The 24706-nt window shown below is 61.2% G+C and carries 23 protein-coding genes and 1 other RNA gene; 5 read left to right on the top strand and 19 right to left on the bottom strand.

Annotated features, from left to right (window positions below; translation table 11 throughout):
• Positions 1 to 101 precede the first annotated feature (101 nt).
• Positions 102 to 1022 (bottom strand): M23 family metallopeptidase, encoded by a 921-nt coding sequence (locus H9642_RS02885; RefSeq protein WP_251835355.1) that lies wholly within the window; start codon positions 1020 to 1022, stop codon positions 102 to 104.
• A 73-nt stretch (positions 1023 to 1095) separates the two neighbouring features.
• Here H9642_RS02885 and H9642_RS02880 point away from each other — a divergent pair, with 73 nt between their 5' ends.
• Entirely contained in the window at positions 1096 to 1557 is a 462-nt protein-coding gene (locus tag H9642_RS02880; RefSeq protein ID WP_251834895.1) for a DciA family protein, read from the top strand.
• A gap of 379 nt (positions 1558 to 1936) precedes the next feature.
• Here the strand turns inward: H9642_RS02880 and lpxC are convergent, their stop codons facing one another.
• The 18 genes from lpxC to rsmI all read right to left on the bottom strand — a co-directional run bounded on the left by lpxC (position 1937) and on the right by rsmI (position 21227).
• Positions 1937 to 2848: a UDP-3-O-acyl-N-acetylglucosamine deacetylase gene (lpxC, locus tag H9642_RS02875; protein WP_251834894.1), complete on the bottom strand. Its 912-nt coding sequence runs from the start codon at positions 2846 to 2848 to the stop codon at positions 1937 to 1939.
• Positions 2849 to 2958: 110 nt separating this feature from the next.
• Positions 2959 to 4152, bottom strand: coding sequence for a cell division protein FtsZ (ftsZ, locus tag H9642_RS02870; protein WP_251834893.1), 1194 nt, complete (start codon positions 4150 to 4152; stop codon positions 2959 to 2961).
• Positions 4153 to 4199: 47 nt separating this feature from the next.
• On the bottom strand, positions 4200 to 5447 hold the full coding sequence (gene ftsA, locus H9642_RS02865; RefSeq protein WP_251834892.1) for a cell division protein FtsA: 1248 nt from the start codon (positions 5445 to 5447) through the stop codon (positions 4200 to 4202).
• A gap of 16 nt (positions 5448 to 5463) precedes the next feature.
• Positions 5464 to 6327: a cell division protein FtsQ/DivIB gene (locus H9642_RS02860; RefSeq protein WP_251834891.1), complete on the bottom strand. Its 864-nt coding sequence runs from the start codon at positions 6325 to 6327 to the stop codon at positions 5464 to 5466.
• 1 nt (position 6328) lies between these two features.
• Positions 6329 to 7276 carry a D-alanine--D-alanine ligase gene (locus H9642_RS02855; protein WP_251834890.1) on the bottom strand — a complete coding sequence of 316 codons (948 nt, stop codon included), beginning with the start codon at positions 7274 to 7276 and terminating at the stop codon, positions 6329 to 6331.
• On the bottom strand, positions 7273 to 8685 hold the full coding sequence (gene murC, locus H9642_RS02850) for a UDP-N-acetylmuramate--L-alanine ligase (protein WP_251835354.1): 1413 nt from the start codon (positions 8683 to 8685) through the stop codon (positions 7273 to 7275). The genes H9642_RS02855 and murC overlap by 4 nt, the downstream gene beginning before the upstream one ends.
• Before the next feature lie 34 nt (positions 8686 to 8719).
• Positions 8720 to 9790, bottom strand: a complete 1071-nt coding sequence (gene murG, locus H9642_RS02845) for an undecaprenyldiphospho-muramoylpentapeptide beta-N-acetylglucosaminyltransferase (protein ID WP_251834889.1) — start codon at positions 9788 to 9790, stop codon at positions 8720 to 8722.
• On the bottom strand, positions 9780 to 10988 hold the full coding sequence (gene ftsW, locus H9642_RS02840; protein WP_251834888.1) for a putative lipid II flippase FtsW: 1209 nt from the start codon (positions 10986 to 10988) through the stop codon (positions 9780 to 9782). The genes murG and ftsW overlap by 11 nt, the downstream gene beginning before the upstream one ends.
• Positions 10985 to 12334, bottom strand: coding sequence for a UDP-N-acetylmuramoyl-L-alanine--D-glutamate ligase (gene murD, locus H9642_RS02835; RefSeq protein ID WP_251834887.1), 1350 nt, complete (start codon positions 12332 to 12334; stop codon positions 10985 to 10987). The genes ftsW and murD overlap by 4 nt, the downstream gene beginning before the upstream one ends.
• A 13-nt stretch (positions 12335 to 12347) precedes the next feature.
• Complete coding sequence (gene mraY / locus H9642_RS02830; protein WP_251834886.1) at positions 12348 to 13433, bottom strand: phospho-N-acetylmuramoyl-pentapeptide-transferase; 1086 nt, start codon at positions 13431 to 13433, stop codon at positions 12348 to 12350.
• Positions 13433 to 14803, bottom strand: coding sequence for a UDP-N-acetylmuramoyl-tripeptide--D-alanyl-D-alanine ligase (locus tag H9642_RS02825; protein ID WP_251834885.1), 1371 nt, complete (start codon positions 14801 to 14803; stop codon positions 13433 to 13435). Before H9642_RS02825 ends, mraY begins: the two co-directional genes overlap by 1 nt.
• Entirely contained in the window at positions 14796 to 16256 is a 1461-nt protein-coding gene (locus tag H9642_RS02820; protein WP_251834884.1) for a UDP-N-acetylmuramoyl-L-alanyl-D-glutamate--2,6-diaminopimelate ligase, read from the bottom strand. The genes H9642_RS02825 and H9642_RS02820 overlap by 8 nt, the downstream gene beginning before the upstream one ends.
• Positions 16256 to 17980 (bottom strand): peptidoglycan D,D-transpeptidase FtsI family protein, encoded by a 1725-nt coding sequence (locus tag H9642_RS02815; protein WP_251834883.1) that lies wholly within the window; start codon positions 17978 to 17980, stop codon positions 16256 to 16258. Before H9642_RS02815 ends, H9642_RS02820 begins: the two co-directional genes overlap by 1 nt.
• Positions 17977 to 18270, bottom strand: coding sequence for a cell division protein FtsL (gene ftsL, locus H9642_RS02810; protein WP_251834882.1), 294 nt, complete (start codon positions 18268 to 18270; stop codon positions 17977 to 17979). The genes H9642_RS02815 and ftsL overlap by 4 nt, the downstream gene beginning before the upstream one ends.
• Complete coding sequence (gene rsmH / locus H9642_RS02805; RefSeq protein WP_251834881.1) at positions 18267 to 19208, bottom strand: 16S rRNA (cytosine(1402)-N(4))-methyltransferase RsmH; 942 nt, start codon at positions 19206 to 19208, stop codon at positions 18267 to 18269. The genes ftsL and rsmH overlap by 4 nt, the downstream gene beginning before the upstream one ends.
• Positions 19209 to 19210: 2 nt before the next feature.
• Entirely contained in the window at positions 19211 to 19666 is a 456-nt protein-coding gene (gene mraZ / locus H9642_RS02800; protein WP_251834880.1) for a division/cell wall cluster transcriptional repressor MraZ, read from the bottom strand.
• A gap of 287 nt (positions 19667 to 19953) precedes the next feature.
• Positions 19954 to 20311, bottom strand: an RNA gene (gene rnpB, locus H9642_RS02795) — RNase P RNA component class A.
• A gap of 73 nt (positions 20312 to 20384) precedes the next feature.
• Positions 20385 to 21227 (bottom strand): 16S rRNA (cytidine(1402)-2'-O)-methyltransferase, encoded by an 843-nt coding sequence (rsmI, locus tag H9642_RS02790; protein WP_251835353.1) that lies wholly within the window; start codon positions 21225 to 21227, stop codon positions 20385 to 20387.
• 146 nt (positions 21228 to 21373) lie between these two features.
• Between rsmI and H9642_RS02785 the strand changes: the two genes are divergently transcribed.
• The 4 genes from H9642_RS02785 to H9642_RS02770 are packed head-to-tail and all read left to right on the top strand — an operon-like array spanning position 21374 to position 24700.
• Positions 21374 to 23179 carry a penicillin-binding protein activator gene (locus H9642_RS02785; RefSeq protein ID WP_251834879.1) on the top strand — a complete coding sequence of 602 codons (1806 nt, stop codon included), beginning with the start codon at positions 21374 to 21376 and terminating at the stop codon, positions 23177 to 23179.
• Complete coding sequence (locus H9642_RS02780; protein ID WP_251834878.1) at positions 23179 to 23547, top strand: YraN family protein; 369 nt, start codon at positions 23179 to 23181, stop codon at positions 23545 to 23547. The genes H9642_RS02785 and H9642_RS02780 overlap by 1 nt, the downstream gene beginning before the upstream one ends.
• A 29-nt stretch (positions 23548 to 23576) precedes the next feature.
• Entirely contained in the window at positions 23577 to 24170 is a 594-nt protein-coding gene (locus H9642_RS02775) for a phosphoheptose isomerase (RefSeq protein WP_251834877.1), read from the top strand.
• On the top strand, positions 24167 to 24700 hold the full coding sequence (locus tag H9642_RS02770; protein WP_251834876.1) for a BON domain-containing protein: 534 nt from the start codon (positions 24167 to 24169) through the stop codon (positions 24698 to 24700). The genes H9642_RS02775 and H9642_RS02770 overlap by 4 nt, the downstream gene beginning before the upstream one ends.
• Positions 24701 to 24706 lie beyond the last annotated feature (6 nt).

Raw genomic sequence — 24706 nt, 5'->3', positions numbered from 1 at the left:
ATGGAGGACGACCAGACAGCCGCCCGCGCGACCTGTTGATCGCACACGAAAGACAGCATTCTACCCGGAAACGAAGATCAAGAAAGCGCCCTTATCAGCGCTTACTTGGCACTTTTCGCGTTGGCGATAAAGCTGTACGGGTTGACCTGACGGCCATTCTTGATGACCTCGAAGTGCACATGAGGCCCTGTGGAACGTCCGGAGCTGCCCACTCTGGCGATGGCCTGGCCACGCTTGACCAACTCACCTAACTGCACGAGGTTTTCCCTATTGTGGGCATAAAGCGTCTTGTAGCCATCGCCGTGACTGATTTCCACTGTGGTGCCATAACCACTCTTGCGGCCCGACCACGTCACGACTCCTGCCGCGACCGCGACGACCTCGGTGCCTTCGCGGGCCGCAAAGTCGACCCCCTTGTGCATACGGGGCGTACCGTTGAACGGGTCCGTGCGACGCCCGAAGGGAGAGGACAAATACCCTTGGCGTACCGGACGCCCGGAAACGCTGCCCGCTTCACTCAAGCGGCGCTCAGCCAGCACATCTTCAAGCACTTCAAGTTGCTGTTCGCGGCTATCCAGTCGCTCCAGCAATTCATCTAGCGTCTGCAGGAAGGGTGGCGGCGCGAATGCAGCGCTATCAATCAGTTCTTCAGGACCGCCTTGCCCTACATTAAGAGAGAAATCAAACTCGCGTGCGTCCAGCTTGGCCAGCTCTGTCAAGCGTTCGCCAAGCGCATCAAGCCGCGTCAGGCGCGCCTGCAGCTCGGCAATATGGACGCCAAAGGCATCTAACTGACGTTGTGCGTCACGTCGCGCTTCGCTCAAGGTAGCGTGCTGCTGCTGAAGGTGAGCCTCAACCTTGGCCGCCTTGTCACTGAAAAAAGGCTGCAAGTACCCCCCCAGCGCGATGCCGGATGCCAGCACCACAATCGCCAACGTGGTTATACCCGCCGCGAGCACTCGAGAATCGAGACTGAACGAGCGCGCCGCGCCCTGGCTCCGGCTGAGTAGAATGACTTGCATATATCCCCCTGGTAACGCATACGGCTGCCTGGCTTTGTTACCATGCGCCTTTGTCAACATCAGGCGTCCTGCCATGACTTTTCGTCCCTTACCGGCCCGGGCTCCCGCTGCACTCCTCCGCGAAGCGAAACCCTTGAAAGCGCTGTTTGGCGAGGCCCAACGGCTCTCCATCCTTCAGCGTCTCCTGGAAAGCCAATTACAACCCGCAGCCCGCGAACATTGCCGTGTTGCTTCTTGGCGAGAGGGCTGCCTGTTGCTGATCGTCACCGACGGCCACTGGGCCACTCGCTTGCGTTATCAACAACGCCGATTGCTGCGCCAATTGCAGGCGTGCGAAGAGTTCGCGAACCTAACGAGAATCCTGTTCAAGGTGCAACCACCTCACACCTCGAACCGTGCTCCCAGTCACACACCGGAACTGACTCCTTTTGCCGCACGCAACATTCAGGAAACCGCAGCAGCTATCGATGACCCAAAATTGCGAGAGGCCTTGGAACGCCTGGCAAGTCGTGTCAAAAAACCCGACCGGCCGTGATAGCACAATACGATCATGCAAGAAAAAGACCATGGTGGCAATTAGGCATTTCCGTTGGCGCTACCGTCTGTCGCATGGCTGCAGGAGGCAATGTCTCACCGCTTGCGGCAATTAGCGGCCCATTGTTGCCTCATGGGCAGCCCAGCGGCGCCGAAGCGCAGTCATCGGCTGGACCTCGTTTATAGGCGGCATCGCCTGGGCAACGAGGCCCTGTTGGGAGGCAAAGATGAGCACACGCCGAAACAGGCGGAGCACTGCATTACGAGGCACCAAGATGCTTCGTCCACGCCACATGCCGATGTGGGCGAGGCTGCAGGCAAAAAAAAGGCCACCCAAAGGTGGCCTGAAAAAAGAAAAGAGAAGAGAAGAGTTCGGTGAATCAGACAGCAGCAGCCGGACGCATATAAGAAATGGGGGCATCCTTCGTATCATCGAAGGTTACGACTTCCCAAGCGTCCTTTTGCGCGATCAGCTCACGTAACAGTTGGTTGTTCAAGGCATGGCCGGACTTGTAGCCACGGAACTCGCCAATCAGGCTGTTGCCCAGCAGATAAAGGTCACCAATGGCATCCAGTATCTTGTGTTTGACGAATTCATCTTCGTAGCGCAAACCGTCCTCATTAAGGACGCGGTTTTCATCGACCACGATGGCGTTCTCGACGCTGCCGCCCAGAGCCAGGTTGTGAGAGCGCAAGAATTCAATATCACGCATGAACCCAAAGGTCCGCGCACGGCTGACTTCCTTGACGAACGACGTGCTGGAGAAGTCCACGCTTGCCGTCTGGGTGCGTCCACGAAAAACCGGATGGTCGAAATCGATTTCGAAACTGACCTTGAAGCCCTCGAAAGGCACGAAGGTCGCACGCTTGTCGCCGTCTTGCACGGTGATCTCGCGCTTGATGCGAATGAACTTCTTGTGTGCGTCCTGCTCTTGCAGGCCAGCAGATTGAATCAGGAAGACGAAGGGTCCCGCACTGCCATCCATGATCGGCACTTCCGAGGCGGACAGTTCAACATAAGCATTGTCGATGCCCAACCCGGCCATCGCCGAGAGCAGGTGTTCCACGGTGTCTACCTTGACATCGCCGTTATAAAGCGTGGTGGACATGGTGGTTTCGCCGACGTTTTCAGCCCGTGCGCAGATTTCCACGACGGGATCGAGGTCGACGCGGCGGAACACAATGCCGGTGTCCACGGGTGCAGGCTTCAGGGTCAGGTAAACCTTTTCCCCAGAATGCAAGCCCACGCCAGTGGCGCGGATAATGTTCTTTAAAGTGCGTTGTTTGATCATGACAGTGGCTGCTTTATGCGCGAATGCGTTTCTTGTCAACAAAGGCCGAAATCATAGCAGACCCGGCCTTTGCTGAATACCGAACACGCAAATCATCCTGATAAGCTCCGTCAATCGGCCTGACGACGAAGGAATGCTGGAATATCCAGGTAATCCAGATCTTCCTGCGGATTATGCTTGGGCGCCATGGAGGCCTGCCCCTGATTACGCATGACCGTAGGCCGCTCCAGATCCCGATAGTTAACAGCCGCCGGCTCGCCCCGCTGAGTCGCGGCGACCGGCGTAGAGGCTGCGGTAGCGTTGGTCTGCAGCGTGTTATCGATCACCTTGACAGGCTTCTCGGCTTTGGCCGGGCCAAGCCCTGTGGCGACCACAGTCACATGCAACTCATCGCGCAGATCCGGGTCGACCACCGCCCCCACCTTAACGGTGGCATTGTCGGATGCAAAGGCGTTGACGATCTCGCCCACGGTGGCGTATTCGCCCAGGGACAGGTCCAGACCCGCCGTGATGTTGACCAGAATGCCGCGAGCGCCCTGCAGATTGACGTCTTCCAGCAGCGGATTGCGGATCGCCGCCTCGGTAGCCTCACGGGCACGATTCGGGCCGCTGGCACTGCCGGTGCCCATCATCGCCATGCCCATTTCCGCCATCACGGTTTTCACGTCGGCAAAGTCGACGTTCATCAGGCCTTCACGCAGCATGATGTCGGAGATACCGCGTACCGCACCGCACAGCACGTCGTCAGCCTTGGCGAAGGCGGACAGCAGGGTTGCGTCCTTGCCGAGAATGGTCAGCAATTTTTCGTTGGGGATAGTGATCAGCGAGTCGACGCATTCGGCCAACTGGCGAATGCCTTCATCGGCCACCAGCATGCGCTTCTTGCCTTCGAAGGGGAATGGACGGGTCACCACCGCAACGGTCAGGATGCCCATTTCCTTGGCTACCTGCGCAATGATAGGCGCCGCACCGGTACCGGTACCGCCACCCATGCCTGTGGTGATGAACACCATGTCCGCGCCCTGCAGTACTTCAGCCACGCGCTCACGGTCTTCGAGTGCCGCCTGGCGACCGATCTCCGGATTGGTTCCTGCACCCAGGCCCTTGGTCACGCTGCGGCCCAGTTGCAACACGGTGCGCGCACCAATGTTTTTCAACGCCTGGGCATCGGTGTTGGCGCAGATGAACTCGACGCCTTCGATGTTGCTGCGGACCATGTGATTGACGGCATTACCACCACCGCCACCGACGCCGATCACCTTGATGACCGCGTTTTGCGTAACGTTATCTACGAGCTCGAACATGATTCCCTCTCCTCTCTCTTCTCGTTTTACCTTACTGCTACTGCTTGTCAGAAGTTGCCCTGGAACCACCGCTTCATCCGCTCCAGAACAGGTATCCTGGCGTCTTCGCCAAACGTACCGGGGCTGGGCATGATGAAGCCGTCGGCCTGCTTCTTCAGCCCGTAGAGCAGTAGGCCCACGCCCGTTGAATAAATGGGGTTGCGCACCACGTTGGCCAGTCCCTTGACGCTATGTGGCACGCCTAGACGTACCGGCATGTGAAAGATTTCTTCGGCCAGATCGACTGCGCCTTCCATTTTCGCGGTCCCACCGGTGAGGACGATGCCTGCCGGGATCATGTCCTCATAGCCACTACGCCGCAGTTCGGCCTGAATCAGCGTGAAAAGTTCGTCGTAGCGCGGCTCGACCACTTCTGCCAATGCCTGACGGGACAATTCCCGCGGCGGTCGATCGCCGACACTGGGCACCTTGATGGTTTCCCCGGCGCCCGCCAGATTGGCAAGCGCGCAAGCATATCGAATCTTGATCTCTTCGGCATACTGCGTCGGTGTGCGCAAGGCCATGGCGATGTCGTTTGTGACCTGGTCGCCAGCAATGGGAATTACGGCGGTGTGGCGAATCGCCCCTTCAGTGAAAATCGCGATGTCGGTGGTGCCGCCGCCAATGTCCACCAGGCACACGCCCAGCTCTTTTTCATCCTCAGTGAGCACCGCATAGGCCGAGGCCAGTTGTTCGAGGATGATGTCGTCGACTTCCAGGCCGCAACGACGCACGCATTTTTCGATGTTCTGCGCGGAATTCACCGCACAGGTGACCACATGCACCTTGGCCTCCAGGCGTACGCCGGACATGCCCAACGGCTCGCGCACACCCTCCTGGTTGTCGATCACGTAATCCTGCGGCAGCGTGTGCAATACGCGCTGGTCGGCTGGAATGGCGACGGCCTGTGCGGCATCCAGCACGCGCTCGAGGTCCGCAGTACTGACTTCGCGATCACGAATGGCCACGATGCCGTGGGAGTTCAGGCTGCGAATATGGTTACCGGCCAGGCCGACAAATGCTGAGTGGATGTAGCAGCCCGCCATTTGCTGGGCTTCTTCCACCGCTCGCTGGATGGACTGCACGGTGGACTCGATATTCACCACCACACCCTTTTTCAGGCCGCGGGAAGGGTGCGAGCCGATCCCGACGATCTCCAGTTGGCCGTCATCGCCGACCTCACCGACCAACGCCACCACCTTGGAGGTGCCGATGTCCAGGCCGACGATCATCTTGCCGCTCTGCACAGTTGACATATCTGCTGTCTTCTCCTCAATTCACGGTTCGCCCGGAGGCGGCCGTGTCGCTCACCGGCTCGCGCCACGCCACGGCCAGGCCGTTGGCATAACGCAGATCGATGCGCTCGATGTTGGCTATCTGCGATTTCAGGGCCTTGTCATAAATGGCCACCAGGCGATGCATTTTTTCAACGATATGGTCGCGTCCAAGCAGCAGCTCAAGGGACTGCCCCGCCTCACCCGACCCCAGCGACACGAACCAGCTGCCGCGCTCACGCAATTCCAGGCGGCGGATGCTGAACCCCAACGGGCGCAGCATTTGGCTCAGTACCTGGTAGTGCTGCATGATCCGCTGCTTGGCCCGCTCCGGGCCGTGCAACTGCGGCAGGTAGTGATAAGTGCTCAATTCACGAGGTACGAACGCCTCGCCCTGGTTGTTGAGCAGCCCCTCTTCGCCCCAGCGGGCGATCGGCAGATATTCATGCAACTGGATCTGCACCTGATCCGGCCAGATGCGCCGAACGTCCGCGCTGGCGATCCACGGCATGCTTTCCAGGGCGGCGCGCATCCCTGCCAGGTCCAGGCTGAAGAAACTGCTCTCGACGAAAGGCCCGATGCGTTGCTCCACGGTCTGCGCGCTGGTGTAGTTGAGTTCCCCGTTGATTCCGATCCTGGCAATCGGCTGGTCGATAAAGGGCAACAGGCGCGGGGTCAGTTCATGGCCGCTCCACAGCAATCCCACCAGCATCAGAACCCAGCCGAGGCGCTTGAGGGTTTGCGGTGCCAGCTTCGGCAAACGCGCCCGCAACGGCTCGCGGGCCACCGGGCGACTGGCGCCTCGGGGGGCCGGCTTGCGGCCGGTTGCGGGGGGCTGATGACGAAGCTGGAAAGCGCCCATGTCAGCCCCTTGCTTCCAAGCTGTCGGCCAGGATGGCCAGGACCAGTTGCTGGAAGTCGAGACCTGCCGCCCGGGCGGCCATAGGCACCAGGCTGTGGTCGGTCATGCCCGGTACGGTGTTGACTTCCAACAGCCAGAAATTCCCCTTGGCATCCTGCATGACATCGACCCGGGCCCAGCCCTGAGTGCCCACCGCCGCACACGCCTCGGTAGTCAGTTCGCGCAGCTCGGCTTCCTTTTCGGCATCGAGGCCGCAAGGGATGCGGTACTGGGTGTCGTTGGAGATATATTTCGCTTCGTAGTCATAAAATATATTGGGGGTGCCCAGCGCGATTGGCGGCAAGACTTCGCCGCGCAACACGGCGATGGTGAACTCCGGACCCTGGATCCATTGTTCGACCAGCACCTGGCTGTCATACACACTGGCAGCGCGCCAGGCGCCAATGAGGCCCTCGACATCCGTCACCTTGGCCATCCCGATGCTGGAACCTTCATGGGCCGGCTTGACGATCAACGGGAAGCCCAGCTCCTCAGCGGCAGCACGACAGTCATCCTCGCTGCGCAGTACCGCATGACGCGGCGTCGGTAGGCCCAGACTCTGCCACACCTGCTTGGTGCGCAGCTTGTCCATGGCCAGTGCCGAGGCCAGCACGCCACTGCCGGTGTAGGGAATGTCCAGGCATTCCAGCAGGCCCTGCATGCTGCCGTCTTCGCCGCCGCGACCGTGCAGCACAATAAAGGCACGGTCGATCGTCTCGCTGCCCAAACGCTGCAGAAAGTCCTCGCCGACATCAATTCCGAAGGCATCCACGCCAGCCTGCTGCAGGGCCGCGAGCACCGCGGTGCCCGATTTCAGGGAGACGTCACGCTCAGCGCTCTTGCCGCCGTACAGCACGGCAACACGACCGAACACCTGCGGATCGAGAGTGGACTGCACTGCGGCACTCATTGCGCACTTCCTTCGCCGCTTGCGGCAAACAACGGGTGATTGAACAGTTGCGGCGCCAACCCGCCGATGTCACCGGCGCCCTGGCACAACAGAATGTCGCCGCCACGCAGCAGCGGCTTGAGCACAGGCGCGAGGTCGCTGCCACGCTCGACGTAAATCGGATCGAGCAGCCCGCGCTGGCGAATGCTGTGGCACAAATTGCGGCTGTCGGCACCGGGAATCGGCTCTTCGCCGGCCGGGAAGACCTCCATCAGCAACAACACATTGCTCTCGGCCAGCACCTGCACGAAATCCTCGTACAGATCGCGGGTACGGGAAAAACGATGGGGTTGATAGACCATCACCAGCCGGCGCTCCGGCCAGCCGCCGCGCACGGCCTTGATCACCGCTGCCACTTCGCGTGGGTGATGCCCGTAGTCGTCCACCAGCATCACGCTGCCATCCTCGACCGGCAGTTCGCCATAGACCTGGAAGCGCCGGCCGACCCCCTGAAACCCCGACAGGCCCTGGACAATAGCCTCGTCGCCGATACCTTCATCGGTGGCGATGGCAATGGTGGCCAGGGCGTTGAGGACGTTGTGATTGCCGGGCATGTTGACTGTTACCGGCAGCGGCTCATGACCATGGCGCAGCACGGTGAAGTGGGTACGCATGCCTTCTTGGCGGACGCCCACGGCGCGCAGATCGGCGTCTTCGGTAAAGCCATAGGTCAGAGTTGGTCGGGCGATCTGCGGAAGAATGTCGCGCACCACCGGGTCATCGATACACAGCACGGCCAGGCCGTAGAACGGCAGGTTGTGTAGAAAATCGACAAAGGTGCGCTTCAACTTGTTGAAGTCGCCCTCGTAGGTGCTCATGTGGTCGGCGTCGATATTGGTTACCACCGACACCATCGGCTGCAAGTGCAGGAAGCTGGCGTCGCTCTCATCGGCCTCGGCGATCAGAAATCGACTGCCGCCCAGCTGGGCATTGGTTCCAGCCGCATTCAGGCGACCGCCGATGACGAAGGTGGGGTCCAACCCGGCGGCCGCGAACACCGACGCCAGCAGGCTGGTGGTGGTGGTCTTGCCGTGGGTCCCGGCCACGGCGATGCCATGTCGGTAGCGCATCAGCTCGGCGAGCATCTCGGCCCGCGGTACCACGGGGATCCGGCGCTCGAGGGCGTGGGCGACTTCCGGGTTGCTCTCATTGACGGCGCTGGAGATCACCAGCACGTCGGCTTCTACGACGTTATGCGCGTGGTGGCCGATAAACACATGGGCGCCGAAGCTTTCCAGCCGCGTCGTGACCGGCGAGGCCTTGATATCCGAGCCGGAGACTTCATAGCCCATGTTGAGCAGCACCTCGGCGATGCCACACATGCCGACTCCGCCGATACCGACAAAGTGGATACGCCGGATACGGCGCATGCGCCGGGTTTCAGCCTTTGCAGCAGCGGGCGATTTAGCCACGGGCCACCTCCAGGCAAATATCCACCACCCGGCGGGTGGCATCGGGCATAGCCAGATCGCGGGCGGTGGCGCCCATGGCCTCGAGTCGTTGCGGTTGCATCAGCACCTCGTTCAGCTGCGCAGCCAGCTCGGCCGCATCTGTAGTGGCTTGCGGCAACAGGATGGCAGCGCCCTCCCGGGCCAGAAATTCGGCATTGCGCGTCTGGTGGTCATCTATGGCATGGGGCAGCGGCACCAGAAAAGCCGGCAGCCCGGCGGCGGCCAGTTCGCTGACAGTCAGCGCGCCAGCGCGGCAGATCACCAGGTCGGCCCAGGCATAAGCCCCGGCCATGTCATCGATGAAGGGCGCGACATGGGCCTTGAGGCCGGCCTCGGCATAACGCTGCTGGGTGATTTCGGCATGCTGAGCACCGGTCTGATGCACCACGGCCGGACGCTCCTCTTCGAGCAGGTGCGACAGTGCCGCTGGCACCAGCTTGTTCAAGGGCTCGGCACCCAGGCTGCCGCCCAACACCAGTAGATTGGCCGGACGCCCTGCCAGTGGCGCGCGGGGGGTGTCGAGAAACAACTCACTGCGCACCGGATTACCCGTGGTACGGCGCTTGGCGCTGCGTGTAAAGGTGTTAGGGAAGGCTTCGCAAATGCGCTGGGCAAACCACGCCAGGCTGCGGTTGGCAGTACCGGCCACGGCGTTCTGCTCATGGATGATCAGGGGCACGCCGCACAGGCGCGCCGCCAGCCCGCCGGGTCCCGTCACATAACCACCCATGCCGAGCACGCACACCGGACGCACCGTGCGCACCAGGTCGCGGGCCTGCATCAGCGCCTTGAACAACTGCACAGGCGCCTTGAGCAGCGCCAGCAGACCCTTGCCACGCAGGCCGCTGACCTCAATCAGGTGCAGGGGCAGATTGGCGTCAGGAACCAGGCGGTTTTCAATGCCGCGTGCAGTACCCAGCCAGTGAACACGATAGCCACGCGCCTGGAATTCGCGCGCGCAGGCCAACGCCGGGAATACGTGGCCGCCTGTGCCACCCGCCATGATCAGGACATTACCGCGCATGTCGCACGTCCTCCTCGGCAAAATCCGTTTCGCTGAATTCAAAATTTTCGTTGCCGAGCTGGGAACGTCGTTCCCACTCGATACGCAACAACAACCCCAGGCTTACGCAGCAGATCACCAGCGAACTGCCGCCGTAGCTCAGGAATGGCAAGGTCAGGCCCTTGGTCGGCAGCAAGCCGACGTTCACGCCAATATTGATCAGAAACTGGCCGATCCATAGAAAGGCCAGGCCATAGGCGACATACGCCGAGAAGAACTGCTTGGCCTTTTGCGCCCATAGACCGATGTACAGAGCGCGCACGCTGATCAACACGAACAAGGCCAAGGTGATCAGGGCCCCCACCATGCCCAGCTCCTCGGCCAACACGGCGAAAACGAAATCGGTGTGCGCCTCGGGCAGGTAGAACTGCTTCTGAATGCTGTTGCCCAGGCCGACGCCAAACCATTCGCCACGGCCAAAGGCAATCAGCGCCTGGGTCAATTGGTAGCCCGCACCGAATTGGTCGGCCCAGGGGTCGGTAAAGGTGGTCAGACGCGCCATGCGGTACGGCTGGGTCTTGATCAGCAGGTACAACGCACCGACTGCCAGCCCTGCCGACAGCCCGAAGCGCAGCAGGCCCACGCCGCCGAGGAAAAGCATGGCCGCCGCCGCGGCGAACAAGACGATGGTGGCGCCGAAGTCCGGTTCCAGCAGCAACAGCACCGCCATGGGGATCAACACGAAAATCGGCTTGAGGAAGCCCATCCAGCTTTCGCGTACCTCTTCCTGGCGACGCACCAGGTACCCGGCCAGATAGATCACCACGAAGATCTTGGCGATTTCCGAGGGCTGCACGTTGATCATGCCCAAGCTGATCCAACGAATCGAACCGTTGACCTCGCGTCCGACCAGCAGCACCAAGACCAGCATGGCGAAGGCTGCGGCCAGCAACATCCAGCCCAGGCGCTGCCACGTGGCCATGGGCACCATCAGCACCACGGCACAGGCCACTAGGCCGATGACCATGTACACCAGTTGGCGGGTCATGTGATAAAGCGGATCGCCCAGTTGCGCGGCCGCCACTTCCGAAGACGCCGACGCTACCATCACCAATCCCAGCCCGAGCAACGCCAGACACCCCAGCGACAGCGGGAGGTCCAGGTCGAGGCCGCGCCGACTGAACAACGGCGACGGGTACGGGCGCAGGAAGGCGATCATTGTGGCAAGCCCTCCACTGCACGGGCGAACAGGCGACCACGCTCTTCGAAATTCTTGAACATGTCGAGGCTGGCGCACGCCGGCGACAGCAGCACGGCATCACCGCGCTCAGCCATTTCGGCACAGCGCTGCACCGCTTCGTCCAAGGTTGCGACCTTAGCCTGGGGTACGGCATCCCCCAGGGCGCCGGCAATCTGGTCGGCATCGCGACCGAGCAACACCACCGCGCGGCAGTAGCGGGCCACTGGGGCGCGCAGCGGTGAAAAATCCGCCCCTTTGCCATCGCCACCAGCGATTAGCACCAGCTTGCCGTCAATATCCGCGCCCAAACCCTCGATCGCCGCCAACGCGGCCCCGACGTTGGTCGCCTTGGAGTCGTCGTAATACTGAACGCCGCGCAATTCACGCACCCATTGGCAGCGATGCGGCAGACCGGCAAAGGTTTTCAGGGTAGCCAGCATCGGCTCCAGAGGCAGCCCTACGGCATGGCCGAGGGCCAGCGCAGCCAGCGCGTTGCTTTGATTGTGGGCTCCGCGCATTTTCAACGCGCGTACCGGCAACAGCGCCTCGAATTGGAACGTCAGCCATTTTTCGCCGTGCAGCTCGGTCAGACCAAAGCCCTTGAAATCAGGCTTGCCCAGGCCAAAGCTCCAGCACGGCAGCTGATCGGCCACCAGCGGGCGTGACAGCGCATCATCGCGATTGATCACCACCTGCCGGGCGCCACGAAAGACGCGGTGCTTGGCCAGGTGGTAGGCCTGCAGGTCGTTGTAGCGGTCCATGTGGTCTTCGCTGACGTTCAGGCAAGTCGCCACCTCGGCATTCAGCTGCTCGGTGGTTTCCAGTTGGAAGCTGGACAACTCGATCACATACAGCTCGACGTCATCGGCCAGCAGATCCAGCGCCGGCGTGCCCAGGTTGCCGCCAATGGCGACCTTCCTGCCGGCCGCCGCGGCCATTTCGCCCACCAGGGTGGTCACGGTGCTCTTGGCGTTGGAGCCGGTGATGGCAATGATCGGCGCCTTCGCTTCGCGGGCGAACAGTTCGATGTCGCCGGAAAGCTTCACCCCGCGCTGCGCCGCTGCCTGCAACGCCGGGGAGGCAATGGCCAGGCCCGGGCTGACCAGAAGCTCATCGGCCTGGCAAAGAAACTCGACATCCAGCGCGCCGCAGCGCACTTCAACGTCGGGAAATTCTTGCTGCAGGGTGGCCAGCTCAGGCGGATTGGCGCGCGTGTCAGCCACCGCAAACGACAATCCCCGGCGCGCCAAATGGCGCACCAGGGACATGCCGCTCTTGCCGAGGCCGACAACGATACGGAATTGGTCGGAAGCGATCAGGCTCATGTCATTTTTCGCCTCAACGCAGTTTCAGGGTGGCCAGACCGATCAGCACGAGGATCACCGTGATGATCCAGAAGCGCACGATGACGCGCGGCTCGGGCCAGCCTTTGAGTTCGAAGTGGTGGTGAATCGGCGCCATGCGGAATACCCGCTTGCCGGTCAGCTTGAAGGAGGCAACCTGGACTATCACCGAGAGGGTTTCCATGACGAACACCCCACCCATGATGAACAGCACGATTTCCTGGCGGACAATCACCGCGATGGTGCCCAGCGCCGCACCCAGGGCCAGCGCACCGACGTCGCCCATGAACACTTGCGCCGGGTAGGTGTTGAACCACAAGAAACCCAGGCCGGCACCAATCAGCGCGCTGCAAAACACGATCAGCTCGCCGGCGCCCGGAACATAAGGAATCAACAGGTATTCGGCGAAGCGCACGTTACCCGACAGGTAGCAGAAGACGCCCAGTGCGCCCCCCACCAGCACGGTGGGCATGATGGCCAGACCGTCGAGACCGTCGGTGAGGTTCACCGCATTGCTCGAACCGACAATGACGAAGTAAGTCAGCACGATGAAACCGGCAGCGCCCAGCGGCAAGGCGGCGTCCTTGAACATGGGCACGATCAACGTGGTTTCAATCGGATTTTGCGCAGTCATGAACAGGAAAATCGCCGCGCCCAGACCGAACACCGACTGCCAGAAATACTTCCAGCGACTTGGCAGCCCACGGGAATTCTTCTCGATCACCTTACGGTAATCGTCGACCCAGCCGACAGCACCGAACAGCAGGGTCACGGCCAGCACTACCCAGACGTAACGGTTGCTCAGGTCGGACCACAGCAGGGTGCTGATGGCGATGGACGAGAGGATCAGCGCGCCGCCCATGGTGGGCGTGCCCTTCTTTGACAGGTGCGATTGCGGACCATCGGTGCGCACCGACTGGCCAATCTGCAGGGTCTGCAGGGTGCGAATCATCCAGGGCCCCAGCCATAGGGCCAGGATCAGTGAGGTCAGCACGCCCAGGATGCCGCGCAGGGTCAGGTATTGAAAGACCGCAAAGCCTTTATGGAACTGTTGCAGGTACTCTGCTAGCAGCAGAAGCATCAGTGTTTCTCCTCGGCGGACCCGCACAACGCAGCGACAACCTTGTCCATCGCCGAACTTCGCGAGCCCTTGATCAGAATGGTGGTATCGCCCTGCTCATGTCGCAGGGCGTCGATCAGACCAGCTTGATCGGCAAAATGTTTCGCATTTTTTCCAAAAGCTGCTACCGCATGGGTCATCAGGGGCCCAACGGCATACAGGCAATCGACTTTGCCGCTCGCATAGGCACCGACCTGGCGGTGGCCCTGTTCGGCCCAATCGCCCAGCTCGCCCATGTCCCCCAACACCAAAACGGTGCGCCCGGAGAAGGCCGCGAGTATATCGACCGCGGCACACATCGAGAGCGGATTGGCGTTGTAACTGTCATCAATAATTCTCAGACCGCGGTCCGTCAGCTGCGCCGCGGCGCGTCCTGGCATAGGCTGCAAGGCCTGCAGGCCATGCTGAATGGCTGCGCCCGAAAGCCCCAGGGCATGGGCCGCAGCGGCAGCGGCCAGGGCATTGGCAACGTTGTGGGTGCCTAGCAAATTGAGCTGGACAGACCACTCGCCGAGCGGCGAACACAGAATAAAGGCCATGCAGCCGCGAGCGTCGCGCTGCACCTCGCGTGCATGGAAATCGGCCTGGGTATCGTGCAGGGCAAAACTCACCACAGGCCGCCCTGCGGCTCGCGTTTGCCAAAGGGTGAATGCCGCATCGTCGCGGTTGAGCACAGCCACGCCCTCGGCGGGCAAACCGTCGATGATTTCGCCCTTGGCTTCGACGATTTTCTCCGGGCCGCCAAATTCACCCACGTGGGCATTGCCCGCGTTGCTGATGATGGCTACCTGGGGGCGTGCCAGACTCACGGTGTAGGCGATTTCACCCACGTGATTAGCGCCCAGCTCAATCACCGCACCCACATGTTCAGGCATAAGCTCCAGCAGCGTCAGCGGCACGCCGAGCTCATTATTCAGGTTGCCGCGCGTGGCCAGAACGGGACCATGAAGGCCGGCACGCAGGATGCTGGCGAGCATTTCCTTGATGCTGGTCTTGCCACTGGAACCCGTTACGGCGGCCAGCGGGCCGTGGTAGGCCTGGCGGTTCAGCGCACCGAGGCGTCCCAGCGCCAGACGGGTATCGTCAACCACCAGTTGCGGCAGATCGACACCTGCAACTTCGCGCGACACCAGGGCCGCCACCGCGCCCTTGGCCGCAACATCGGCGAGATAAGCGTGGCCATCGAAATTCGGCCCGACAAGGGCAACGAACAGTTGTCCCGGCGCGATTGAGCGGCTGTCGGTGCTGACCGAGAAAAAAACGGCATCGCCGCCAGACAGGCGACCTTGCAGCGGGGCGGCGATGGCGCTCAGGTGCAATGCATCAAGCATGCTCGACCTCCCAGGCCGCCAGTGCCTTGCTAGCTTCGTCCAGGTCTGAGAAAGGCTGACGAACGCCGTTGATTTCCTGATAGTCCTCGTGCCCCTTGCCGGCCAGCAGCACAATGTCATCTGCGCTGGCACCGGCAATCAGCGAAGCAATCGCCTGGCCACGTCCGGACATGAACTGCACCGTTTCAGGTCGGGTGAAGCCGGCACGAATCTCGGCAAGGATCTCCAGCGGATCTTCGCTGCGCGGGTTGTCATCAGTGACCAGTACGCCGTCGGCATGCCGCTCGGCCACCTCAGCCATCAGCGGGCGCTTGCCGCGGTCCCGATCACCGCCGCATCCAAACAGGCACAGCAAACGGCCACGCACATGCGGGCGCAGTGCTTCGAGAACTTTTTCCAAGGCATCGGGGGTGTGGGCGTAATCCACCACTACCAAGGGCGCAGCGCCGCCCCCCAGGCGCTGCATCCGTCCCGACGGACCTTGCAGATCGGGCAGCACACGCAGGACATCATCCAGCGAATAGTCCATGCCCAGCAAAGCACCGATCACCGCCAGCAAGTTGCTCAGGTTAAAACGCCCCAGCAGTGGGCTGCGCAACAGCCCCTGCCCCAGCGGCGTGATCAGCTCGGCGCGCACGCCGTGGTCGTCGAAGCGCACCTGCCGGCAATACACATAGGCAGCAGCATCATCGATGCTGTAATCGATCAGTCGCGCACCCTCTAGGCCGGCCAGCTGGCGGCCAAACGGATCATCCAGATTGATGACCCGGCAGCGCAATTGGGGCCAGGCGAACAGCATGGCCTTGACCGCGCCATAGGCTTCCATCGAACCGTGGTAATCCAGGTGGTCGCGGGACAGATTGGTAAATACCGCCACATCGAAATCCAGCCCGGCGACACGGCCCTGAGCCAGACCATGGGACGACACTTCCATGGCCACCGCACGCGCTCCGGCCTGCTTGAGCAGCCCCAACGTCGCCTGTACGGCGAGCGGATCGGGGGTGGTGTGACGTCCGCTTTCCAGAGCCCCATAGAATCCCGTGCCCAAGGTGCCGACAATGCCGCAGCGTTCGCCGAGACGATCCAGTGCCTGGGCCAGCAATTGGCTGACGCTGGTCTTGCCGTTGGTGCCCGTTACCCCAACCAGATGCAAACCGCGACTGGGTTCACCATAGAAACGCCCGGCTATCGCCGAGAGCTGCTTGCTCAACCCTTTGATCGGCAGCAAGGTCGCCTGGCTGTCCGGCAGCGGTGGAGCACCTTCGGCTTCATAGGCCACAGCCACGGCACCGCGGGCGATGGCGTCGGCGATGTGCGCGCGCCCATCGTGGCTGACACCCGGCACCGCCAGGAACAGGTCTCCGGGCCGCACTTTTCGACTGTCAAGGGTCAGTTCACGCACCAGCGCAGCGTTATCGGCCTGGGCGAGCAGTTGGTTAAGTGGCATGGGCATCAGCTGCGCCCTCCTTTTCCAGGGACGACGGCAGCGGTCTTGGTCTCAACCGGCAGGTTGTCAGGGGCAATATTCATCAGACGCAGGGCTCCAGCCATGACCCGGCCGAAAACCGGCGCGGCTACCAGGCCGCCGTAATAGCCACCTTTGCTGGGTTCATCGATCACCACCACGGCGGCGATACGCGGGTTGTTCAGCGGCGCCAGCCCGGCAAAAAAGGAGCGGTAGGCGTCATCGGTATAACCGCCAGACGTGGAAACTTTCTTGGCGGTGCCGCTTTTGCCGCCGACGTGATAGCCCGGTACCTTGGCACGCGAACCACCGCCGCCCGGCTCCTCGACTACGGCACGCAGCATGCGCAGCACCTGATGGGCTATTTCGGCCTCCATCACCTGGTGGCCTTCCTGGGCACGGTCGCGGCGAATCAATGAGAGCGGCACGCTTTTACCGTCATTGCCCAGTGTCGCGAAGGCATGGGCAAGCTGCACAGCAGTCACCGACAAGCCGTAGCCGTAACCCAGGGCAGCGATTTCCGCTTCTTTCCAGACACGATGATTGGGCAGCACGCCGACCCGTTCACCCGGAAAGCCCAGCCCGGTGGACTGCCCGAAGCCAGCGGAATGCATCATCGAATAGAGCGGCTCGGCGCCGATATCCAGTGCAATCTTGCTGATGCCGATATTGCTGGACTTCATGAGAATGCCGGTGAGGTCGAGCTGGCCGCCACGGGAGACGTCGCGAATGGTGTAACGGCCGATGCGCATCCAGCCCGGCGTGGTATCCACCACCGATTCCGGCCGCCATTTGCCTGTGGCCAGCGCAGCGGCAATAGTGAAAGGCTTTACGGTGGAACCCGGCTCGAAGACATCAATCATGGCCCGGTTACGGGTGACGCCCGGCTGCAACACACGACGGTTGTTGGGGTTGTAGACAGGCTGATTGACCATGGCGAGAATTTCACCGGTACGCACGTCAATCATGACCAGGCTGCCGGCCTTGGCGCCGAATTCCAGCAAGGAGTTGCGCAACTCGCGGTGCGCCAGATACTGCAAGCGCAGGTCAATGGACAGTTCCAGCTCGCCACCCGGCTTGGCATTGCTGAGCACCTGGACATCCTTGATCACCCGACCGCGGCGGTCCTTTAGTACCTGACGTTCGCCTGGCACCCCTGCCAGCCACTGGTCGAAGGCGAGCTCCATGCCCTCGCGTCCCTTGTCGTCGATATCGGTGAAACCGACCACATGGGCAGCCACTTCGCCCGCCGGATAAAAGCGGCGAAACTCTTCCAGGGCGTTCACACCAGGAATATTCAGGTCGAGTACTTGCTGGCCATGCTCCGGTGTAAGGCCGCGGGCCAGGTAGATGAACTCACGGTTAGCAGCCTGCTCCAGTCGCTCGCTCAGCCTGCCGGGTTTTTGCCCCAACGCCTCGGCCAGCACTGGCCATTGATCGCGCACGGCCTGCAGTTCGCGTCCGTTACCCCAGATGGCCGTCACCGGCGTGCTTACGGCCAGCGGCTCACCGTTACGATCGGTAATCACCCCACGGTGCGCAGGGATCGGGATGTGCCGCACACTGCGTGCATCGCCCTGACCCTGCAAAAAATCGTGATCGAACACATGCAGGTCAACAATCTTCCAGCCCAGCGTGCTGACCATCAAGACGAACAAAAGCAGCACAAAGCCGAACCGGCCGTGCTCGAATACTCGCCTCAAGAAATTCATGGTGTCACCAGCCGGACATCGGCCGCTTCGGGAATGCGCATTTTCAACCGCTCGCTGGCCAAGGCCTCGATCCGGTTATGCGCCATCCAGGTGCTTTGCTCCAACACCAGGCGTCCCCACTCGGCTTGTATCTTGTCGCGCTCGTGCAACTCACCGTACAGGTCATTGACCAATTGTCGGCTCAGGTGCGCGGAATACGTCACCGCAATCGCCGACGCCAGCACAGCGACAAACACGATCACCAGCAGCAGCCCGCCGCCGGGTATTGACCTAGTGGCCAAATGGCTCACCGCACCTTCTCCGCCACCCGCATGACCGCGCTGCGTGATCGTGGGTTGGCCTTGAGCTCGGCTTCGGAGGCATAGTGCGGCTTGCCCAGCACTTTCAGACGAGGTTCAAATGCCTTGGGGATGATCGGCAGATCTCGCGGCAGGTTATCGGCTTCGCCCTTGGCCTGACGGCGCATGAACTGTTTGACGATGCGGTCTTCCAGGGAATGGAAGCTGATCACCACCAGCCGGCCACCGACCTCAAGCGCATCGAGAGCCGCTTCAAGGCCTCGCTCGAGATCGCCCAGCTCATTATTGATATGGATGCGCAGTCCCTGGAAGGCGCGGGTAGCCGGGTTCTTGCCCTTCTCCCACGCCGGATTGGCCTCGGTGAGCACCGCAGCCAAATCGCCGGTACGGGTGAAGGGCTTCTCAGCACGCCGCAGCACCACCGCACGAGCCATGCGCTTGGCAAAACGCTCCTCGCCGTATTCCTTGAAGACTCGGGCGATTTCATCTTCAGTCGCGCTCGCAATCCATTCAGCGGCACTCATGCCGACCCCCGGATTCATGCGCATATCCAGCGGGCCATCATTAAGAAAGCTGAAGCCGCGTTCGGGATCGTCAAGCTGCGGCGAAGACACACCCAGATCGAGCAGCACACCGCTCACCTTGCCTTCCAGGCCGCGGCCAGTTATCTCCTGGCCCAACTCCGCAAAACTGCGCTGCACAATTACAAAGCGGCCATCTTCGGCCGCCAGTGCTTGCCCTGTGGCAATGGCTTGAGGGTCTTTATCGAACCCCAGCAACCGCCCGTGCGCACCGAGATGCTGCAGGATCAAGCGGCTGTGTCCGCCTCGTCCGAAGGTGCCGTCCAGGTAGCAGCCGTCAGGCTGTATCGCGAGGGCGGCAACGGCTTCTTCGAGCAAAACGGTGATGTGGCGAAAGGTGCTGGTCATAATCACAAGGTCAGGTCGAGCAATTCTTCCGGCATTCCGCCGGGCGCTTTAATAGCCTCAAGATCGTCCATCGAAATGGAGGTCCAGGCGTCTTCATCCCACAGTTGAAACTTGTTCAATTGGCCAACCAGCATGACGTGCTTGTCGAGCTTGGCGTACTCGCGCAAGCGAGACGGAATCAGCAGACGCCCACTGGCATCCAGCTCCAGATCGACCGCATTGCCAATCAGCAAGCGTTGCAAGCGGCGGTTTTCCTCTCGCAACGGTGGCAAGGCACGCAGCTTGGTTTCGATCTGTTCCCATTCAGGCAGGGGGTAGAGGCTTAGGCAGGGATCAAGAGCATCAATGGTGACGATGAGCTGGCCGGCACAACGCGAAAGCAGCTCGTCACGGTGCCGACTCGGCATCGCGAGTCGCCCTTTCGCATCAAGGCTGACGGCATTGGCTCCGCGAAACACGTTGGCACTTCCCCGCTTGGCTGGCTGTTACATTCCTAATTCCCACTTCCCGCCACTTTCTACCACTTGGGCACACTATAGGAATGCGCGTCCCTCAGCGTCAAGGCTGCTCACAAATGGAAAACCCTTACAGGACCGTGATTTAGCGACGAATGGCCAGATTTGAGACGAAGCGCAACAAGCAATTGCGACGGAAAGAGAAATGCATCAAAGAGCTGGCTCAGAGAGTTAACGTAATACGTGAGGAGAAGTTGTTTTTACTTCATCAAGACAAGCGGGGAATAAAGGAAGAGAGTCGATCTATAAGCCGGGTTCTGTCGAGGACAGTCATTCCTCTACGACGTACATCACTGCACGCCTTTAGCAACCTACCCGGTTCCAGCGCGGGCCACGCCAATGGAACCCTATTTGGTCTTGCTCCGAGCGGGGTTTACCTAGCCACGGACTGTTGCCAGCCGTGCGGTGCGCTCTTACCGCACCTTTTCACCCTTACCGGCACTTGCGTACTTAGGCGGTTATTTTCTGTGGCACTTTCCGTAGGCTCGCGCCTCCCAGGCGTTACCTGGCGCTCTGCCCTATGGAGCCCGGACTTTCCTCCCTCCTCTTTTGCGAACAAAAGAGAACAGCGACTGTCCGATCGACTCTCCGGCGGCAAGGATAGGGCCGCCACCGGCAAGCTGCAAGACAAAACGGTCCAATCTTCATGAATCCTGACCAATCAGCCTTTGCGCTCCAGCGCGATCTGGTACAGCACATTTTTGCGAGCACCGGTAATTTCTGCCGCCACGGCAGCGGCTCGCTTGACCGGCAGGTCTTCCAACAACAGATCCAGGACGCGCAAGGCCTCAGCCGTGACAGCGCTCTCACCCTCAGGCGCCTGCCAGCCGGCGACCAGCAGGACACACTCACCCCGTTGCTGGTTGGCATCCGCCGCCACCCAGTCACTCAATTCACCCAACGGCAACCCCTTGAGTGTTTCAAAGGTCTTGGTCAGCTCTCGCCCCAACACGGCCAGGCGATCGGCACCGAAAATCTTTCCCATATCGCGCAAGGATTCCAGCAAGCGATGCGGCGCTTCATAAAAGATCAGCGTGCGCGGTTCCTCTTTGATCGATTCCAGGCGCGCACAACGGGCTGCAGCTTTTGCAGGCAGGAAACCCTCGAAAATAAACCGGTCCGATGGCAGGCCAGCCGCGGAGAGCGCGGCAACCAGGGCGCACGCGCCTGGGACAGGCACCACCCGCACTCCCGCGACGCGCGCCTGGCGCACCAGATGGAAACCCGGATCCGAGATCAGCGGCGTACCAGCGTCCGAAATCAACGCAACGTCATCACCTGCCAACAGGCGGGCGATAAAACGTCCGCCTTGGTCACGCTCGTTATGCTCGTGGCAGGCCTGCAGCGGCGTACTGATGCCAAAATGCTGCAAAAGCCGCTGCGAATGCCGGGTATCTTCCGCCGCGATCAACGAGACTTCCGTCAGCACCCGCAAAGCTCGCGCACTGATGTCCTCCAGATTGCCGATGGGCGTGGCCACCACGTAAAGCGTGCCTGCAGACACATTCTGAGCACCGAAATCGGCCACGAAACACCTCAAGAACCTTCAAATTTACCCATTGTATCCCGTTTACCGTTTCGGCATCGCACAGCCGGCAAGGCTTGGGTACAATCCAGGGTTCCTTTCGCCTGTGCAACGGGAAGACTCCCATGATCGCTCGCCTGCTCTCCGTTCTGTGCCTCGTCGGATTTTTGGCGGCCTGCTCCGGCACCCCAACGTCCACACTTGGCGAATTGCCGCGTACGCCCCAGGCAAGCGTTGAGCAATTGCTACAAAAGGCAGAGCAAAGCCCGCCGGCCCTGGCCGCGCAATTACGCCTGGCTGCTGCCGACAAAGCATTTACCTTGAACAACCCGGCGCGCGCGGGGCAAATCCTCCAACAGGTATCGCTGGATCAGTTGAGCCCGGCCGAGCAGGTTTTAGCCAGCACCTTACAGGCTGAGTTGGCGCTGTTGCGCAACCGCCCGCAGAGCGCACTGCAAGCCTTGGAGCACCCCAGCCTGCAGCGTCTGGGCGAACTGCCCGCCGAACAGCAGGTGCGAACACGGCTGGTCCGCGCCCAGGCGCTTGAGGCGGACAATCAACTGCTGCCTGCCGTACGCGAGCGCGTATCGATCGCCCCGCAGCTGACCGGTGCCGCCGCTCAGGACAATCACGAGATAATCTGGGCATTGATCGCCCGCCTGCCCACCGATGAAGCAACCAGCCCGGCCGACGGCGAGCTGGGCGCCTGGCTTGCGTTGGGTGTTGCCGTACGCGACGCCATTACCCTTGAACTTCAGCAGGCCGCCATCGACAACTGGCGCAACGCCAACCCCGATCACCCCGCAGCGCTTCGCCTGCCAGAGCCTTTGAGCAAATTACGCGCCCTGCCCAGCCAGCCGTTAAGCAAGATTGCCTTGCTACTGCCCCAGGAAGGCCAACTGGCGAGCGTGGCTCGAGCCCTACGCGACGGCTTTATGTCTGCCCATTACCAGGCCCAGCAAGCCGGATTCAATCCGCCTGAAATTGTCCTGTATGACAGTACGCAAATAGAGTCACTGGAAGCCTTCTACCGTCAGGCCCAAGCAGATGGCGCACAATTGGTCGTCGGCCCACTGGAAAAGCCCCTTGTCAAACAACTGGGTGATTTGCCGCAGCTGCCGATCCTCACCCTGGCCTTGAATTATGATGATGCGGGCGAAGGCAGCCCGGCACAACTGTTCCAATTCGGCCTGGCCGCCGAGGACGAAGCCCGCTCGGCCGCCCGGCGCGCCTGGAACGACGGCATGCGCCGCGCCGTCGCCCTGGTTCCGCGCGGCGAGTGGGGCGACCGCGTACTGGCCGCCTTCAACCAGAGCTGGCAGGCCGAAGGCGGTACTCTGCTGGACGCCAAACACATCGACCAGCCCGTACAGTTGGCGGGCCAGATTGCCGACCTTTTCCAACTTCGCCAAAGCGAAGCCCGTGCCCAACGACTCAAGCAAACGCTGGGCGTGGAACTGGCCGCCGAGCCTGCGCGTCGTGCCGATGTCGACTTCATCTTCCTCGCCGCCACGCCTTTGCAAGCCCAGCAAATCAAACCCACCCTGACGTTCCAATACGCAGGGGATGTGCCGGTCTACGCCACATCGCACCTCTATTCCGGCGACAGCAACCCCGCCCAATACCGTGACTTGAGCGGCATTCGTTTCTGCGAAACACCTTGGCTGCTCGACGAAAACAATCCCCTTCGCGAACAAGTCATCCAGCAATGGCCGCAAGCCGGCGGCAGCCTGGGGCGTCTCTATGCCATGGGTATCGACGCGTACCTGCTGGCGCCACGCCTGGCCCAACTGAAGGCTTTGCCGGAGACCCGTATCGATGGTTATTCGGGGCGTCTGAGCCTGAATTCTCAGCAGCGTATCGAGCGCGAATTGCCCTGGGCTGAATTTCAGGGCGGCACCATACGCCGCCTGCCGGATTACAACCTCTAATGAATACCGATGTCAGGCTCAGCGGGCCGCAAGCCGAAGCCCTGGCCTGTCAGCATTTGCAACAGCATGGCCTGCGTCTGCTTGAACAGAACTGGCGCTGCCGACGCGGCGAACTCGATCTGGTCATGCTTGATGGCGATACAGTAGTATTTGTTGAAGTACGCTACCGTCAGCATGCCGCTTGGGGTGGTGCGCTGGAGAGTATCGATGCTCGCAAGCGCGCCAATCTGAGTCTGGCCGCACAACACTTTTTACAGCAGGAAAAACGCTGGGCCGCGCATCCGTGTCGTTTCGATGTGGTTGCCATGAACAGCGCCAGCAACCCGGACCAGCGCCTGAACTGGATCCGTAACGCGTTCGATACCTGAACCGCCGCCCTTGTAAAGGTCACCATCCGATGGACATGCAATCCCGTATTCACCAGCACTTCCTGGCCAGCATCGAAACCAAGCAACGCGCGCAGGAAGTTCTCATCCCCTACATCGAGCAGGCCAGCCAAGTCATGGTTCAAGCCCTGCTCAACGAGGGCAAGATTCTTTCCTGCGGGAACGGTGGCTCAGCGGGCGATGCACAGCATTTCTCTTCCGAGCTGCTTAACCGTTTCGAGCGCGAGCGTCCCAGCCTGCCGGCCATGGCCCTGACCACCGACAGCTCGACCATCACCTCAATCGCCAACGACTACAGCTACAACGAAATCTTCTCCAAGCAGATTCGCGCCCTCGGTCAACCTGGCGATGTGCTGCTGGCCATTTCCACCAGCGGCAACTCGGCCAACGTCATCCAGGCCATTCAGGCGGCCCATGACCGGGAAATGACCGTGGTTGCCCTGACCGGCCGCGACGGCGGCGACATGGCTTCGCTGTTGCTGCCAGAAGACGTTGAAATCCGCGTCCCCGCCAAAGTCACCGCGCGCATTCAGGAAGTCCACCTCTTGGTGATTCACTGCTTGTGCGACCAAATCGACTGTCAATTGTTTGGGAGTGAAGAATGACACGCAATCCGCTGATTCTGGCCTTTTTGGCCATGACGCTGCTGTTGGGCGGCTGCAGCAATCGCAGCATTGGCAACAAGATCGACGACCAATTCCTCGAGCCCAAGGTCGCGGGCCAGATCCAGACTGCCCACGCTGACTTGACCTCGCCCACCTCGCATATCGTGGTAACCAGCTATAACGGCGTCATCCTGCTCGCTGGTCAGACGCCCCGCCCGGAGCTGCGCGATCAAGCCGAGGTGGCTGCGCGTCGCGTTGTCGGCGTCAAGAAGGTTCATAACGAAATCCAGGTGCAGGCACCTTCGTCGGGCATGGCGCGCACCAACGATGCACTCCTGACCACGCGCATCAAGACGCGGATGCTGGCTAGCACTGGCGTGCCGTTCGCTGACATCAAGGTCGTGACCGAGAATGGCATCGTTTACCTGCTGGGCCTGGTCACGCGCGAAGAAGCCAACCAGGCCACGGCTGCGATCCAGAAGGTGTCCGGCGTACAGCGTATCGTGCGCCTGTTTCAATATACCGACTGACCAGTA

This window comes from Serpens gallinarum (assembly GCF_014836765.1).
Lineage (GTDB): Bacteria > Pseudomonadota > Gammaproteobacteria > Pseudomonadales > Pseudomonadaceae > Serpens > Serpens gallinarum.
This window is presented reverse-complemented; position numbering and strand designations above follow the sequence as displayed.